This is a genomic window from Paenibacillus sp. FA6, assembly GCF_051550225.1.
Lineage (GTDB): Bacteria > Bacillota > Bacilli > Paenibacillales > Paenibacillaceae > Paenibacillus_AQ.
In genome coordinates this window covers 542,925-561,839 of sequence record NZ_CP188820.1, presented here as the reverse complement: position 1 = coordinate 561,839, position 18,915 = coordinate 542,925, and the positions used below count along the sequence as shown (strand labels likewise).

Annotated in this window: 7 protein-coding genes; all 7 read right to left on the bottom strand. The window is 40.9% G+C overall.

Going from position 1 to position 18,915, the window contains the following annotated elements; translation table 11 throughout:
• Positions 1–11: 11 nt before the first annotated feature.
• Entirely contained in the window at positions 12–443 is a 432-nt protein-coding gene (locus tag ACP8HI_RS02530; protein ID WP_438349572.1) for a hypothetical protein, read from the bottom strand.
• A gap of 5 nt (positions 444–448) precedes the next feature.
• Entirely contained in the window at positions 449–7,477 is a 7,029-nt protein-coding gene (locus tag ACP8HI_RS02525) for an RHS repeat-associated core domain-containing protein (protein WP_438349571.1), read from the bottom strand.
• 22 nt (positions 7,478–7,499) lie between these two features.
• Positions 7,500–9,554 (bottom strand): S-layer homology domain-containing protein, encoded by a 2,055-nt coding sequence (locus tag ACP8HI_RS02520; RefSeq protein ID WP_438349570.1) that lies wholly within the window; start codon positions 9,552–9,554, stop codon positions 7,500–7,502.
• Between the two features lie 387 nt (positions 9,555–9,941).
• Positions 9,942–10,544: a diguanylate cyclase domain-containing protein gene (locus ACP8HI_RS02515; RefSeq protein WP_438349569.1), complete on the bottom strand. Its 603-nt coding sequence runs from the start codon at positions 10,542–10,544 to the stop codon at positions 9,942–9,944.
• Positions 10,545–10,625: 81 nt separating this feature from the next.
• Positions 10,626–13,736 (bottom strand): ATP-binding protein, encoded by a 3,111-nt coding sequence (locus ACP8HI_RS02510; protein ID WP_438349568.1) that lies wholly within the window; start codon positions 13,734–13,736, stop codon positions 10,626–10,628.
• A 98-nt stretch (positions 13,737–13,834) separates the two neighbouring features.
• A complete protein-coding gene (locus tag ACP8HI_RS02505; RefSeq protein ID WP_438349567.1) occupies positions 13,835–13,990 on the bottom strand; it encodes a diguanylate cyclase domain-containing protein in 156 nt (51 codons plus the stop codon).
• A gap of 279 nt (positions 13,991–14,269) precedes the next feature.
• Positions 14,270–18,868: a SpaA isopeptide-forming pilin-related protein gene (locus ACP8HI_RS02500; protein ID WP_438349566.1), complete on the bottom strand. Its 4,599-nt coding sequence runs from the start codon at positions 18,866–18,868 to the stop codon at positions 14,270–14,272.
• Positions 18,869–18,915 lie beyond the last annotated feature (47 nt).

Below are 18,915 nucleotides of genomic sequence, written 5' to 3'. Positions count from 1 at the left end.
CAAAGGTGTTCCTACCAATTTCCTCTCTCAAAATCTGGATTATCTATTTCTTTGATATATACTGATATCCATAAAACTGTTTGTTTAACGGGGTCTGTTTCAAGGTAAACTCCTTTAGAACTACAATACACTTCTTCAAAATCATCATATACAAAACTTGGCTCTAGCTTTATAACATCATCAATATGCATTCCAACCCTAATTTTATTAAATAAAGCACCTTTATAGTTACTTGTAGCAGTTATTTTAAATAACTTACCATTTAATAAATTAAACCATAAATCTATTGAGTTATCTATTTCATACCTTATTAAATATTTCCCTAATAGTTTCGGTTGTTTACCATATTGTTCTATCATTGAATAGAACTCATTGATGTGGCTATATAGCTTTATACCTCCCATTCCTTCCCAAGGGACGATAGGTGCTTGTAAATCAATCAAATATATTACCTCCCTGTAAAAATAATAGTAGCATTTTCCTTTCCATCAGTTTTATAAGTGTTCTTTGTTCCATTTACAATTTTAATTGTACCCTGGTCACTAGTACTAATTTTTATATAAGGATTATCCCCATGTCTGCCTCCACCAGGTGAGACTTGTAATTGTGTTATATTTCTCCCGTTACCAGGATTATTGATTTGAATTATTTGTGCACCAGAGCGTGATTTAGTAGAGGCTTTTACAGTAACATTATAACCTTGACTCTTTAAAATTCCAGCAATTTCATCCACACTTTTCCCACTAAATACACTCGGGTTTGATTTTATTGAGTTAACAGTAACTCTACCATTACTAATAACATTACCTATACCCTTAGAAGTCTTGTTAACTACATTTCTTTTACCTCCAATGCCACCTGCCATTCCCATACCGAGTAACGCGATATATTCTGCTTCTTTCGATTTAAAATAAGCACTTACTAGCTGTTCTCTTGCCCAATCCGAATTGCCTGCGTTATTAGTATAGGCACTAGTTCCCGTTAACAAGTCGTATAAGTAATTGTAACGATTCTCGTCCATGATGGAATAGAAATCGTAATGATTCTGTAAAAAAACCTTGTGTAACTTATAATTTAAATTATTTCTGTTTGAATTCGTTCTCTCCCTAGCATCGTTCAGTAAGCCTCTAAGTTCCTGTATGTCATAGGGTTCAAATTTAAAATTTCCACTCGGATCCGTATACCTCAACGGATTATTCTCCACATACGTATACAAATTCAACGTCTGAGGATTCTTAATATCCCCTTCATACGTATCCTCACTAATAAACCGCCCAACGCTCGAATCCAAGTAACGTGCTCTCGCATACGTATACCCGCTATTAAAATCCAATCCTAACCCGGTGTAGCCAAACAAGTTGTCTGGTCCTGCCCAGTTCATATCAAACTTCTCTGGATCTTCCGCTACGCCGAATTCATCGTAGTGATAACGTGCTGAGACACTTCCATCTGCGCCTAGAAGGCCAATCGCACTTCCACGAACATCACTCATGTAATACAGTGTCTTCGGTATGGTGTTGCCTGCGGCTCCGCTGGCTCCTGGGGTTGGTTCCCAATCGGTACTTGCATCTGCACTTGGCAGATAACTCATACTGATTCGTTCTCCACCCGCTCCGTAGACATAAGACTGCTTCCACTTGTTCCCGCTCGCATCCGTTGCCATTAATGGTTCTGGTAAGCTTAGCGTTGTATCGTTCGTGAAGTAGATGTCCATTTGTTGCTTCTTGTACTGCGGTTCCCATCCATCACGCAACCCTGCTGGATTGGTGCTTGGGTAATTACTTTGTTTCGTACCCGTACCCAACGTTATGCTCATGGATACGCGATTGCTATCTCCATCATAACCATAGGATGTCTGATCTCCCGAATAGTTGGTGTTCCCAATTAGACGGTTGGCTCCATCCCAACGATTGGATTCGATCGTCCGTGGACCTGTTAAGGCCATACTATTTAGGCTAGCTTGGCTATTTAGCGCTGCCGGATCGATTCCGTATACATTCGACGTAACACTCAATCCAGTTAATGGGTCTACTACCCATGGATCAATGACGCCTCCAACACTTGCGTTTGGATCTACAATGCCTGTTGCATTCGGATCGACTACTACTCCTCCTCCGATACTTGCATTCGGATCAAGGCTCAGCCCGGTGTTCGGGTCAATTCCCAATCCATACACACTATCCAATACGCCTGAATGGATAGTGTTACCCATTGTCGAAGTAATCCCCATCCGCAAACTATTAAGAGCCGCTGCGCTATCGATTCCGACGACGTCTAGCAAATTACCACGTAGATCATACGTGTAATCTCTATAGTCGCTTCCCTTGGACCAACTCATCAGTTTATTCGCTGCATCGTAGGTATAATCCTCCGTGGAGAGATAACCTGCCTCATTGACCACTACACTCAAACGGTTCCCTACTGCGTCATAGCTGTAATTCGTTGTTGCACTGTTCAATTTCTGTACTTGGGTCAATTGGTCCAAGGCATCGTACATGTAATCTACTATTTCTGCAGGCTGTGTAGCACCTGTTGGGTTATCTTCATCACTTCCACCTGACTGGCGTTCGCTATGAAGTTGGTTCCCTGCTGGGTCATAGGTGTACTTCAATTGTTCTAGTAATGTGCCCCCAGGTCCTTGGTGCTGAATCTCTAGTACTTGTCCCACCGCATCGTAGTTATACGTGCTTTGCGTGTTGTTCGGTAGAGATTTACTAGCTAATCTACCATTGGCATCATAGGTATAGTTCGTCTTCAGACCTGTTCCATCTGTGACTTGTTCAATCTGACCGGATTTGTCATATGAATAACTGACTACGGTGTTGTCTGGATAGATGATCCGACTACGGTCACCCGTCGCTGTCCATTCATAACGAATGTTCTTATCGTTTCCATCAATGACTTCCGTTAGACGATTTAGAGCATCGAAGGTATAACGGGTGTCACCTGAACTATCTTTCATTAATGTACGGCGACCTGCAAGGTCATAACTGTAACTTACCTGTTGACCATCACCATATATCATCTGATTCAGACGGTTAACAGTATCATAGCTGTATGAGGTCGCTAACTGATCTGGATATACCATGGATGTCTGATTCCCATTGGCATCGTACGTAATACGAGTTATTTCTTGTAATGGATTCACAGACTGTTCCACTTGATTCAATTTATTGTAGCTATAAGATGTGACATGTCCTAACGCATCGGTCTTCGTAAGGAGATTACCCAATGCGTCATACGTATAACTCGTAGCATTCCCTGCTGCATTGGTTACTTTCGTCAAGCTTCCAAGAATGTCATATTCGAACTGGGTTTCTTGGTTTTTCGCATCTAGAATGAGATTGACTTGACCCAGTGCATCATAGGCATAGGTCGTCTCATGACCTAAGGCATTTCTTATGCTTGTATTACGATCAACGACATCATATTCATAATGTGTCTTGCTACCGCTTGGCTCTTGCACATCTGTCACACGTCCACGGGTATCACGAGTCATCGTTGTCTTGCGATTCATCGGATCAATACTTCCGACTTCAAGTCCCCGTTCATCATAGATCGTCTGCCACTTCGTATTCTCTATCATCGTGGAGAGGGTATTCCCATTCTTATCATATTCATATTGGGTCGCGATGCCTAAAGCATCTGTCTTCGTTGTTAATCTACCTAATGCGTCATAATCGTACCAAGTAATATTGCCAAGCGGGTTCGTTTCTTTCTTTAATTGCCCGTTCGCATCATATTGATACAGTGTAGTGGCTCCGATCGCATCTGTGACCGTGATCAACTGATTCCGGCTGTTATACGTATAGTGTGTCGTATTCCCTTTGGCATCCGTAGATGTCAATTGGTTACCCGCAGCATCGTACGTATATGACGTCACATGCCCTTCAGGATCCGTTGACTTCACCATCTGACCCATGCTGTCATATTGATACTTCGTTACGCCACCATTCTCATTCTGCTCTTCTATGACATTCCCAACGGCATCATAGACCGTAGCTCTCGTATGTTGAAGTGCGTCTACTATGGATGTCAGTCGGTTCACATCGTAATCATAAGTAGTCGTTCCACCTGAAGCATTACGCTGGGTTATGACATTGCCATTGTCGTCATAAGTCGCACTTGATGTCTGCTGTAGTGCATCTTCTTGAGCAATCATACGCCCCTTCAGATCGTATTGTATCTTACCGAGGATACCTTGCGTGTCACTCGTCTCCGTTACTCTGTGTAGAGGATCACGGGTCACTTGGGTTACGTACCCCGTTGGATCTTGAATAGCTTGGACGAATCCAGCCGTATCATTGGTAATGGTCGTAATTGCCCCTAAGGCATCTTTCATTGCCGTTGGGATACCGCGACTATCATGATCAACCGTTGTGATATTCCCTAAAGTATCGACGGTTTCCGTAAGATTTCCGGTCCCATCATAACTGTAAGTGTTCGTGTAGCCGAGGGAATCAATAACCTCGACAGGTCTATTCATGGCATTATAACGAATCATAGTAGATTCGCGATTACCATCCACGGACTGTAGAACATTCCCTCGTTCGTCGAATAACATTTGCTGAATGCTGCCATTCCCATCCTTTACAGTAATCAATCGATCAGATTCATCATAATTAAGCTCTGTAGTAGAGCCATCCGCATTCCGAATCTCAGACATTAAGAAACGATCGTTCCATGCATACGAGGTCTTATGATTCAATGCATCACTATGCGTCGTCTCACTCACCGAGGTCAGCGTAGAAGAAACACCTACAGGAGTACCCCCAGTCTGACCTACTCCAGTCACATTCGAGACTGAACTCGTTCCATCAACAGGATATGTGAGAATGGTCTTCCCTGCACCTATTCCTGATTGGACCTGCGGTGTCTGATTCGGGGTCATATCTCCACCGATTGCGAATACGCCGCCTGTCTTAACTTTCATCTGATTATTAACGCTCACATTGTCTCTTACGAACAGATCTCCACCCGGTATGTTGATATCGGCTACCAGATTGTTCGAGACCATTCCGCCAAGGACCATTTCATTAGCTATATTCATAATCACTTCGGTATTAATGTGTAATTCGCCTTTAACGACAACTCGTTTCGCATCTACCGTAAGTTCTCCACTATTATATGTCAGACTTCCCGCATACAACGTATCTGCTACGGTAATAACCGAATCATTATTAAGATGAAGCGTTCCATCAACCCATATATTTCCGTAGTTATTACCTACACTATTCGCATTTAACTTCAGCTTCGTATTGGCATTCAATCCGTGTTTCAAGATCAATGTACCATATATCGTTATCGTCATATCTTTATTCGTATTCATGCCATCAGCAATGAGTACGACCGGCTTGGTTGGGCTTCCCAACGTAACGCCATTCTCAACATTCAGTTGTCCCGTCTTAATCACGACGGGATTACTATTGCTTGCCTGTATGGCTGCCTGAACGGCGCTCATATCGGAGCTAACAGAAACAGCCGATTGCTCATACACGCTCATTTTCGCATGAATATCTGAGACTAGACTTCCCATATAACCAGTGATGGCCGGCTTCAGACCGTCAACGATCATATAAGGGGGAGCGTTGCGTAAGTTATGCATCGTTCCGGATAGTAGCACTTTGTCTGAATCCGCAATATCTCTTCCATTGTTAGGATTTATACTTACTGGACCACTCGGGAGTGGGTCCTCTTCTTCTCCACGAATGACTGGAGCCACCTTACCTGTATAGCTCGAAGTACTCTTCGATCCGTAAAAATCAATAAAGCTAGTCGTACGCATATGTTGATCATATGTGACACTCATGGATGCAGTCTGATTAGGATCTGTCACGCCAGTGACGTGATGCTCACTGTCGTACGTGAACTTTGTGACAGCTCCATTCACATCCGTGAAAGAGGTCATATCGTTAGCAGCTGAGTAACCATATTGAAGCTTCCGATTGGTATGGTCCGTCACCGTTGTCAATTGTTTGTTTCCATTGTAAGCAAGTGTGAGCGAAGCGCCTTCCGTCGTAACAGCTTGTAATAGCTTACCTTGATAGCTGAATGTAATCTGATTATGATTGCTATCGACGATCGATGTCAGAAGTCCATCTGTATTGAACCCATAATGTTCACCCTGTGGTGTCTGTAATTCATAACCACCTGATGCTTGTGACAGGGTTAGATCAGTCCCACGCGGTGTAAGATAACGTCCACCCGTCAGCGGAACGAATTCATATCTAGCACCATCGGGTTGCATGAGTTCCATCTTTCCATCGATAGGTGTAAGCGACCATTCATAAGAATGATGCCAGCCAAGTCCGAGAGCCCCTTCATAAGGGTCACGACTAAGATAGTTCAATCCGAATTGAAGTGGCATTAATGCCTGAAGTACCAACTGATCCGTAGTGAACGTAAAGTCTCCCCGGGCTGGTTCTACGTAATCCTGCCCCATTGGATTCACAATCCGTAGACGTTTCTTAATTGCTGCTTCCGTGAATTGCGTAAGATCACCTTGTGTGATCGGCTCGATCAGTTCTGGATCTTGCAACAGCAAGGATGTCACGCCTGTAATTGTTCCTAGCACATTTGCCGTAACATGATTAAGTGTAGCTACTTCCACTGCCTTAGCTCTTGTGGAAGCTACAGAATCCGTTGCATAGTAGTAACTTGCTAATGCTTCCCAAGTCAATGGAAAGGAAGGGATAGAATATTTCATAACCTTAAGTACTTCCGAGTAACTGGATACTAAATTGCCACTTTGGGCTCTTGCTGTAATATGAGCGATCTTACCGGCATCCAAGATGACCTCGCTACTCCATTGACCCTGAGCGTTAACCGGTAAACTAGTTACACTCTGTTTCTGATTCCCTTGAGAATAACGAATCTCCAGGTCAATCGTCGTACCTGACTCGGAAGTTCCCTTCACTAGTGTACGATTGGCAGATGAACCAGGTACTACCGTGATCGTTGAAGGTGCCTTCGGCTGTACAGAGTTCTTAATCTCGAAACTTCCAATCTGTCCATAATAGACACCAACGCCATTATACGTTGCGGGTGATACACAGATGTTATAGCGTCCTTCAGGAAGAGCTACACTACCTATTTTACCGTCCCACTTCTCGACATGTTCAACATATATTCCGTTCACCTTCGTGGCATAGTCGCCACTTGCTATCAAACCTAATAGCTGAGGAGCTGCACCGTTCGGTTGAGGTTTACACACATTAATGTTCGTTGGATGGCTAGTCTGTCCACTATCCGCTGCATTGAAGCTGAAACGAATCTCGGTAGTTTCCCCTTTATCCGTATTAATCTCACTTGGGACAACCCGCACGTTAGTCGAAGCCAAAGCTGTCGATGTGAACAAGTCTACTCCTGGAAATAGTGGAACTGAGGTTACTAGTAGCATGAATGCAAGTGTCATAGAAATCATCTTATTCTGTCTAGATTTACCCCATCGGCGAATCGTTCTTAAAAGGATCTTCAATGTATTCTCTCCCTATTCTTTATTATAAAAGTTGAAGCTTAAGCATTAACCGATAGATGACCGTCGCAGCTTGCGCTCTTGTGGATGTCTGAAGCGGTTCTAACTTATCTCCATTACCTTCAATCAACTTTAGATTGATAGCATCGATAACGAACGGCTTCGCCCAAGCACTGACAGAAGCATGATCGATAAACTTAGTAAGATCGGAGGACTGCCCCTCTTGTTCAGCACCTTGAAGTCTGCTTCCTGCGGCACGCATCATCATCGCCATCATCTGTTCACGCGTGAGGGCTGCATCTGGATGGAATGCTCCATGATCTCCTTCAACAATACCTGCTGCAGCGGCTGCTTCGACCCACCCATAGCTCCAGTTCTTCGATTGCACATCTGAGAATGTGGATGAAGATGAGAATATAGGTTCCATGCCCATCGCACTTACAAGTAATTTCGTGAATTGTGCTCGTGTAAGCTTGCCATTCGGAACGAAAACGTCTTCGCTCATGCCATTAATAATTCCCCTAGAGGACAATACGTCTATGGATTGAGATGCCCAATGTCCTGAAATATCAGGGAAAGTCACTTCACGCAACATTACTGCGTATATCCCAGGCTCTTGAATTGAAGCTTGTACAAAGCCATCCTTCACACCTGTTATTCCACCAATATAAGTCCAGTACGAATGCACTACGTCATATTTATAAATACCAAGCTTCTCGTGTTCGGATCTCCATTTGGTTGAATCTTTATAACCTAACGTAAGTTGAACTGCTTGTCCGAACCTAGAATCTGTCTCTACTTGCCATGCTGAATTATCTGATTCCATGGATCTCCCCAACTCATCACGAAGTGGTCTATTGTCTATACTCACTTGAGATAGACTAACCTTAGAGTCCTTTGTAAACACACCTGCTGTGATATTCAATTGAGCCATGCCATCCTTAGAGGCCACATGTCCACCTTTCGCGCCAATCACGGCACTTTCTGTCGATAACACCTTGTTACCCGTTCCCTGAGTAACCACAGGTTGAGAAGATGCTTGATCATCAGAAGGTCCTGTTGACGGTTGTTCAGATGAACTACCATCCGTATTAATGACACCGAACGAATTATCCTGCGTGCTGTATACTAACTTATCCCCGTTAAATCCAATATATTGTCTATCTGGGCCTGAACCCGCCACTGTATACGGCGATGAAGTGGTAAGATTAACTCCCTTCACCACCGGCTGTCCATTCACCTGCTCCATATATACAGCCCGAGTATCACCGATCGACATAAATGAATAATCTACATCTTTGACACTCATGGGAGCCAAATCTTGAGGCTGTGCTGTAAGATCGGTGAGTGACATCACAACGAACTTGCTCTCAGATGACCCATTCTTCTGTTTCCACAAGACGTAACTGCCGTTCGTGACGAACCAATCAACATCATTGGAGCCACCTAGATTAATAAGCGATCTTGTAACACCAGTACTTAGAGTAAGCATACTGAGGCCACCATCTCTTGCGTTTCTATAGACGACATTACCGTTCGCAAGTACAGGGAATTTCCCTTCTCCCAGTCTAATCTCTGTTCCCGTCTGTAAATCTTGATATATCATGTTTCCATACTGTTTTCTCTCGAACCAGACCGCACCGTTACTATCAACGGAGGGATTACCGTATTCTGCTGTCCGTGCATTCAGCTTCTGCTGAATACCCGACTGGAGATCATAACTATAAATATCCCAGTTCAGGGTTGATGGATCCTGCGTACCTTTATCTGCCCAGATGACCCTATCCCCTTTGATGTAGGGAGCATCTTTCGCTGTCTTACTGGTAGTGAGTACTTTCTGTTGCTTCGTAGCCTCATTGCGGTAATAGATCTGTTTGTTACCGTCACCATCTTGTTCCATCCATATGATCCGATCCCCTGACACACTGAAATCTGTTCGATTCGATGCCGTTGCGCTCTCTGCATGTATTTCACTAGGCATCGCGACTGGGAATAATACGCTACTGATACACATAGATAGCGCCACCATTAGCGGGATCATTCTCACTTTAGTTAGGATATTGACTGACTTCATTTTCATCTTCTTCTCTCCTCATTCTCATGTAGCACATACCAACTAATAAATTGGTAATAGTTCCTCCGAATCAGAAAATTTCCCGATTCACTCGATCTTTGTATGTACTCTTATTACTACAGTCTCATTTCATCATTCTTTATCCCTGCATTTCACTAGGACAAAGTGGTATATTTTGACGAATCTTAATATCTATCGGAATAATATCCCAATAAAAGAAGAAGTGAACAATAATCACATCTTAAGACCTACATATTTCGACATTTAAACATAGAAAAAACGCGACAAAAGTCGGATTTCACTTTTGTCGCGTTTAGGCATGAATGCATTTATCTATTCATCGTATTACTTCTTATAGTAAACGAACAGTTGAGCCTGGCTCTGCTACAGATTTCAGGAACTGACTGATTGTTTAGGCACAATTTCTGACTTATGTCCATAACTGGATTTATCTTCATTAAAAATGGAATAGCGACCCCTACCCATCTTTTTAGCTTGGTACATCGCTAAATCCGCCTCTTCCATTAACTTCAGGCGGTCAATCTTCCTGTCTTGACGAAGCGTAATCCCAATACTTCCCGTTATAGATAAATGATGTCCCTTAATCACAAAAGATCTTTTAAATTTCTCCAAAATAGCTTGTGCTAACAACTCCGCCTTTTTAAGATCAGAATTCGGAAGCATGATAATAAATTCATCGCCACCTATTCGAAATACCTGCATGCCCTTATGATTAACCTGAAGCAGACGCCAACCTACTTCTTTCAAAAGTTGATCCCCTGCCTGATGCCCATATTCATCATTAACATCTTTGAAATAGTCTAAATCCAGAAATAGAACTGCCATATTTCCCTTCACAGGGTATTGGTTCCAGAACCGATCCAAGCCATTACGATTGATCAATCCTGTTACCGTATCCAGATATGCTAGCCTCTTCAATGTAACTCTCTCTATAAACATCATTCGTAATATAACCATTAAACATATCGAAATCATTATGAGTATCATTAAAATCATCTTTTATCACCAGCCTGAGTTATTCATGAAGTTAGCATACGATATCATTCTATACAATTTCTATACAATACTCTTTGTTATAAATTTCGGGATAGTAAAACTAACCGTTGTTCCCTCACCTGATATACTTCGGATTAGTAACCCTCTGCCATAAATTTGCTTCAAACGCCGATCTGTGTTGAGCAGACCTATTCCTTTCTTTTGATGAGAGCGGCTATCTAATATGCTGTTTAACTTCTGCTCATCCATCCCCACTCCATTATCCATGATTGAAATTTCTACATAACCGTCATTCTCAGAGATTGTAATGGTTATCATTCCTCCACGGGTCCGTGTCAGAACACCATGTCTCACGGCATTTTCTACAAGGGGCTGAATAGAAAGCGGTGGAAGTTCTATCGTTATATCTTGTTGCACATTCCACACCACTTGAAGCCTCTCTCCAAAGCGTTCTTGTTCAATGTACACATAGGATCGAAGCAGTTCTAGTTCATGTTCCAATGGAACAACACGCATCATATTCTTATCATCAAAGCTTTTCCTTAAATAATTTCCAAATTCATCAAGTAAAACAACCATTCTTGTTGTATCCGAGTCACTAAGTGAAGCGATCGTATTTAAAGTATTGAATAGGAAATGAGGCTGGATTTGAGCTTGGAGCCACGCTCCCTCCATTCGAAGTTTCTCAGTTACTGACTGCTTCAAATCAGTTAATGCACGGACTCTGGTTTTTATCTCCAATCCCCCTACCGGTTTTGTCACATAATCGTTAGCGCCTGACAGAAATCCGGTATATATATCTTCCGATTGACTTCTAGCAGTTAAGAGCAGAATCGGTAACTCCGAAATAGAGAACTTCTCTCGTATCGTTCGTGTCAATTCATATCCCGACATGTCTGGCATCATCACATCAGCAATAATGAGATCCCATTCTCCCTTACCCAACCAAATTAAAGCTTCTTTCCCACTGGTTACTGCGGTAATATCATAATAATCTTCGGTGAGTATATTTCTTAATATTTTCAAATTAACGGGATCATCGTCTACAGCTAATACCCGCGGTCTCCGCATATCAGAAATAGACTTCGGGGAGGTCAAAGCACTGCTAGATTCAGCTATCCCCTGAGATATTATCACGTGATCAGTCATTAGATCTTCTTCTACCGAATCGGTTATTTGTTGTTCCAAGACGTTAGAGTCAATGGGTAGTGCGAAACTGAACACCGATCCTAGACCGAGAGACGACTGAACTTCCAGTGTTCCTCCGTGAAGCTCTACTAACTGCTTACAAATGCTCAAGCCGAGTCCAAGACCACCACCCATGGCAATCATACTAGAATCCGCCTGTTCATATGGCTGAAAGATTCGCTGCTGCACATCTTCTTCTATACCAATACCTGAATCTTTAATCTGAATATAGGCCATTCCATTCCGAATATCACTATGAACAACTATGAATCCCTCGTTCGTATACTTAATAGCATTATGAAGGAGATTGAATAGAATTTGAACGAGTCGATTCTCGTCTGCAATGATGTTGGGAAAAGGTTCGGCGATATCCATCCGCAATTCTATTGGCTTACCTTCTGTCATGTAGCGAAGTATGTCGAATACACCGGAAACCACACCCTTGAGATTGAGGCTCTGCTTATTCAAGTGAATATTGTGTTCCTTCAGCCGCGTAACATCAAGTAAATCATTAACCATATGCGACATACGCTGACCTAGAGTAGTAATCAGTTCTAGATTACCTTTACTTTTCTCATCTAGGGATTGCCTTCCATCCTCCAGAACCGTCTGAGCCATATTGATCATCCCATGTAGAGGATTACGTAATTCATGAGAGGTATTCGCTAGAAAATCATCTTTGAGCTTATCAGACTTTTTCAGTTGTTCAGCTAGCTTCTCCGCCCTCTCAGAGGTCTGCGAAAAACTTATAAAGCAAAATGAAGCCAAACCCAAAAAGGCGATAATAAGATCAAACGGATAGTAAGGTACATCATTCCAAAATTGGGTCTTCAAAAATCCTCCCAAAATAATATTGATTGATATAGCTATCGCTGATAATAATAGAAAAATAGCACCAACCTCTCCATTCATAATAGCTCGCAACGCTAGGAACGGAACAAGTATTATTGCTAATAGCATGACAATAGTAAGAATCGGCACTATATTCATGAGGAAATATACCGGTAAATTTATGATGACTAATGAACTTAAACCACATAGAATAGCAAACCAGCGATAGTACTTTCCATCCTGCTCATTGGACAGTACCTTTTTCATAAACAAAATAAAAAAAACGGAGGATCCAATATAAGAAATAATTCTGACTTTTACCGTCCATTCTAGATTAATCGGTATCCATACGAGAAGTAATTTATCGTCATCAACCAAGGTCGAAATTAACATACAAAAAGTAATTGCACCTAAATACGCTAATTCTTTCTTTCGAGAACCAAGAACATATAAAATACATGCGTATACACCGTGTAGTAGCAGAACAATACTAACCATCATCTGCATACTTTCTGAAAGAACCTTCTCATTAGCTACTGCATCTAAAGTCCCGAATTTGATAGACTGTATGATGCCACCTGAACTCGGAAATTGATAATTAGACACATGAATGATAATCTCTATCTCAGTACCATCTGTATGAAAAGAAGACATTGTGGGGATATTTCGCGATTTATTATCCTTTGCCGTTGCTGTAGGTTGTCCAATTTCCTTGTACAATTGTCCATTGATGAATAATCTGGATGCCGTTTGAATATTCGGTATACGAATCCCGTACAATTGCTTATCTTCATTAACCAGAACACGTAACCGATAGGTTCCGAAACCGTATGCGGAATTTGTACCTGTGGAGCTGTCCCAATTATCTGGAACTTGAATCCACTCTTTGTGTGAGTTCGTATCAGAAGATTCCGTAACCTCAGGCTTTACAAAAAGGCTAGGATAAAACTCCCATTGACCGTCTAGAGTTATCGTCTGCTGATTACTGAATTTCCAATTTCGCAAGTCTAAAACTCCGCGATCAGCATGAGGATGATCCGGAGTCAAATGAAAATACATAAATATCATTCGCAAGGTAATAAGTAGAAGTATGAACAAGATGGTAATCAGTGTAATTTTCCCTCTTGATATCAAGTTTGTTATTTTCGACAATAGTTATACATTTCCTTTGTATAGAAAGATAAAGTCATTCTAGCATTACCGTTCATCTCTGTGCAAGAGTGAGTTCTATTGCCTTTAAATACCTATGTCTACTTTCTTCCGCCAGTACGAAATACTTTCTGATCTCTATTCGTCACCTGGCGTAAGCTTTGGCTCACTTCTCTAAGTAGCGTATCGCCTACCTGATGTCCATACGTATCGTTGACTTTTTTGAAAAGATCCAGATCTAAGCACAGTTCTCTCATGAGCCACCCAACGTATAACAGCAATTAAAATGATCAATATAGCAAATGCTGTATACTGTCCGATTTCTTGAAAGTTTATTTCTTTCATTTCCTCATCACCTATCATATCTCACTATAAATACATTCTATTCAGTATAAAGTATGCTTCTATACATTTTCTCTACAGATTGCTTTGACGTAATTTACAATCATTATTTCGCTATGCTATTCGACATATTTAAAAGAGGCTATCACCTCATCGCTTAAGGGATAGCCTCTTTTGGTATTCAAGTATTTCCTTTACTTATTTGGCAAACGTCTTTTCCTGAAGAACAACGTTGCACCCAGAATAATGAAGGAAGATCCAGTCAATTGAAGCGCTAGATGACTTGATTCTCCCGTTTGTGGAAGCTTCTCACCGGTTTGGGCACCAGTGTTCTTAGTAACCCCATCCGTTCCACCTCTAGGTATATCATTCACATCCACTTCAACTAATACTTCCTCTTCATTTCCATCTTTATCTGTCACAATGATCGTGAATGAGTCTTTACCGACATATCCTTTGTCTGGTGTATACACCCAATTCCCTTTCGGATCGATCGTAACTTTTCCGTTCTTAGGTTGTTCACCGATCTTCGGTGTGTTATCTTTCGGAACTTCAATCTTGCCTTTGACAGGCGTTTCTTTCGGTGTGACTACTTTCTCATCAGGTGTCACTGGTTTCTTCGGTTCAGTAGGGTCTACTGGTACCACCGGTTCTGGTTTTTCCGGTTTATTCGGTTCTACCGGTACATCTAGAGTTGGCTCAGTTGGCTCTATCGGAGTTCCCCCTCCACCGCCGCCGCCATTAGGTCCACCTGGATTTACGGTAGCTGGAATTCTGTTATTTACTTTTTCAACTTGTACAGATTCTGTTTGTGTCGTAGTAATCTCGAAATCTACTGGTTCTTTATCTAAAACATAACCAAATGGTGCTTTTACTTCAACAAGCTGATATTTATTTGGTTCTAAGTCCTCTAACAATAGTTCACCATTAATATCAGTGGTTAGCTTAGATACATCTATACCTGTGACAGCTTCGAATACAAAATCTCCATTTTGATCAAAGATCTTTGTTTCTACTCTTAATTCAAATATAGCTCCTGGAAGCTTGTGACTTTTGATCAAATTATATTTCGTTAATTTGACTGAACGATCATTTTCTTTATTTTCGATCGTCTTTGTTGTTTCTGGTTGGTTAATTGCAACATCAGTTTCAGCTTTTTCAATAACATAACCTTCAGCTTTTGTCTCAACCAATGTATAGGTAGCATACGGTAAGTTTGTGAACTCGATTACGCCGTTTACATCAGTTATTTTCGTAGCGACAACATTCTTTTCACTATCACGGAGTTCAAATTCTACCCCTGGTATAATCGATTGGTCCTTAGCATTCACTTTTGTGATTATAAGCTTACCACCCGTACCTTGTGCGTTCGGTTGGTCACTTAACACTAATACTTCAGTTTGATTTGCAACAATTTTAACAGGGATTGGTGTAGCATCTACGACATAATAATCCGGTGCTGTTATCTCAATTAATTCATAATCTCCTGGGTCCAAATCACCTCTGGCAATTTTCCCATCTACACTCGTTGTTAGTGTGTCGATAAGCACTCCATTCAATTTCAATTCAAACACTGCGCCCTTTAATTTTTCACTAAAATCTGCAGCATCTACCTTCGTTAATTCAAATCCTTGACGAATAACTTTGTTAACAATCTTAAATGGTTCAGTAGGATCTTTAAATTTAATTTCTTTACCTGTTGGATCAACTGCATATTCAGGGTCCATCAGATAACCCGAAGGTACGGATACTTCTTTCAGTTTGTAAGGTAGACCTTCATTCTTATCATTGTACTTATACTCTCTAGATGTCTTAGCTTCTCCTTGTCCATCTGTTATAAGTGACTCTAACAATGTCGATCCAGATGCGTTATATAGTTCGAATTTGACTCCTGGTATCGGCTGATCTAAATCATCTACTTTGACAATTTGGATGCTCTTTTTTCCTGCAGACGCTCCTCCACCAGCTCCAGCTAAAGAAATTTTTACTCCATTCATATTATCTGAGCCTTTTACTGAGGACGATTGACCCTGAAATTGAGCATTATTTTCAATTCTTTCGCCACTGTCAGCATTAATATAAGACTCATATTCTAAAATGTAGGCAGCATTCAATGAATTCAGTAATTTAAGCGTAAATGTGTTACCTGTTACTACTAATTTATAGTCTTCTTCGTCTACCAGACCATTCTTTGTAGATACATTACCTGTATTATCCGTAGGTATACTCGTTTTGTAGAGCTTTATCGTATCTCCAAGCAATATTTGATTGTCGGATAATGTATCGGTTAGTTCTGATCCAGCTGCCACGTAAGATTGGCTAGGGTTAATATTGATTGTCCAAGAAGCAATATCCGATCCTGAAGTTTTTTGTTTACCTGTTTTTCTGATGTACTCTCCACCGTTTTTAGGTGTTACACCAATTGATTTGCTGAAACGTTGAGTTCCACCGTCACCGTCATGCAACGTTGCGTTATTAGAATACGTACCTTGGACTGGAAAGCTACCATCAAGACTTGTTTTGTATTCAACGCGATATGCAGTTTCGCCAATATCGCCAAGATTCAATACAAAACCTTTACCATCATCATTTAGTATAAATTCCCCACCTGTTAGTATAACTTCGCCACCAACATCTGTAACTTTGTTACTAACTGGATCAAGGGTTAACTTACTTACTTTCAATGAATTTTCTACAAATGTTTGATCACCTGTATAATTATCTTTGATGATCGCATCTTTAATGTCAAAGAGGTTATAGTTCACATCAATCATCCAAGTGATTGTCTTGTCTTTGGCGTTATAATCCCCTCTTTTATTACCGTTCTCAATCGTATAACTTTCCGCCGTTACAGAATCAGACTTTGTAATTTCTGTTGGATCCGGTGTTACACCAGGTTCTTTCCAACCTAATGTTGCTGTATTCACGTATTTATTATCTGTTGGCATTCCTGCCGTAGGATCGAACGATGTTGTGTACGTGATTACGTATTTTGAATTAATCTCCAATGGAGGCAATTGCGATTTCAGTTTAATTATAAATCCTTGTTCATATTGAGCGTCTCCAGCATTTACTGCAAGCTCAAAATCAGTATCTACAATCGGGTCTCCATTAATCTTTACACTAGTTGGATCTAACTTCATATGTCTTCCAGCGTAATTATCTGTAATGACGACGTCAGTCATATCCTTCATGTCTTGATTCAGAACAAGTTCCCAATTAATTGTTTTCGCATTGAAATTAGAACCAACTACACTTTTAGCAAAGATAATTTCTTTGATATCCTTTTTCCCTGTTTTAAAGGTTCCATCGCCCATCTTTACAGTATTGGAAACTGTTTCGTCCTTATAGATGCGGGCTTGCGCCTGAGTTTGATATACGATTTCATAAGCTTTAGTTATTGGATTTTTAAAGTGTAATTTGAAACCACCATCAAAATCAGTACCAATACCTGTTACCTCATATTCACTCGGATTAACCGGAACCGTATTAGGTGTACCTGTACCACTACTATTGATCAGCACTTCATACACGGTCACTTTACCATCAAGGACCTTTTGTTTCGTCACATTAGTCGAATCAAATGTATCCTCTATCCATGCAGCGGATTGTGGAATTGTTTGTTGATTATAATTATATTGAACTTTCCAAGTAATAGTTTGTGTTTTCGAATCGTAAGCACTATCTTGACCTGATTTTGATAGGGGCTCATTGAAACTCACAGTCGCCTTACCTATAACAGTTTCATTGATAGCTCCACTATTACCAGTAAGCGTCACTTCATTTGCGAAGACTTTCCCTTTAAAAGGTGCTGTCGTTGGTGCTTTAACACTTGTCGTGTATGTCACTCTATACGCTTTAGTGATATCACCATCGACACCATCAGCACTTTCGATACCTATAAAATCCATCGGAAATGCTGATCTATTGTAAACTGGAGTTCCTTCCTTGACCGTTCCATCCAATTGAATGATCAACGGAGATACTGTGATATTTCCTTTAAGTGTAAGATCGGTTGGAAGGTTATCATCCAACAATGCACCTTTAATCAATTTTTCCCCTTGGTTAAAATCAACCGTCCATACAATTTCATCTGAATTAAAATTCTTGTTATTGGCTAACCCAGTCTTCGTCAAGCCATCCGTTGCATTATTAGCAAAATGAACATCAATCGTAGCACCCGCTGTCCCAACGAAATCGAACTCAATTGGTTGCTCCAAACCATCACCGAATTTAGATTGGTCATATTTAATCCATACATAGAAATTACCCTCTAATTGTGCACCAACAATACTATCATTAAATGTGAATACTACCTCGCCTGTCTCTGAAACTACATACGTTCCAACGTCACCATCTAAATCCCCCTTTAGCTCTGTTCCAATCTTTAATTGAGCAGGAAGTTGAAATGTATAGGTCGAACCATCATCATAACTATGGGATTCATTAGGTAGTGACCAATCAAATAGGACAGCTACTTCATCTTTAATACTTGGTCGAATATTCGGTGCATTTATTTCATTACCTTGTGGAGTCAGAATTCCCCCCACATACGTAGGCTTTTTGTCATACATCTTAACACCTGTAATGATTTTGTCTGTAATCGGTGCACCCACAGCCAATAGGCTCATCTTAGCACTATCTCCATAAGTATCCTCGGTAACAGTACTCCGGATCCCATTCTCCGAACCTTCAAGCTCATTACTAGCAATAGCCATTGAAGCAGGTAATACAAGATTTAATACTAAAGCTACAACCATGAATAAATATAATAATTTACTATGTTTCTTCATATTAATTCCTCATCTCACATTTTATTTGTCAACACAATGCCTTTTAG

Bases quoted from the DNA above. Each gene is read 5' to 3' on its own strand.
- ACP8HI_RS02515 (WP_438349569.1), bottom strand. From the start codon at position 10,544: ATGATTTCGATATGTTTAATGGTTATATTACGAATGATGTTTATAGAG.
- ACP8HI_RS02505 (WP_438349567.1), bottom strand. From the start codon at position 13,990: ATGAGAGAACTGTGCTTAGATCTGGATCTTTTCAAAAAAGTCAACGAT.
- ACP8HI_RS02520 (WP_438349570.1), bottom strand. From the start codon at position 9,554: ATGAAAATGAAGTCAGTCAATATCCTAACTAAAGTGAGAATGATCCCG.
- ACP8HI_RS02500 (WP_438349566.1), bottom strand. From the start codon at position 18,868: ATGAAGAAACATAGTAAATTATTATATTTATTCATGGTTGTAGCTTTA.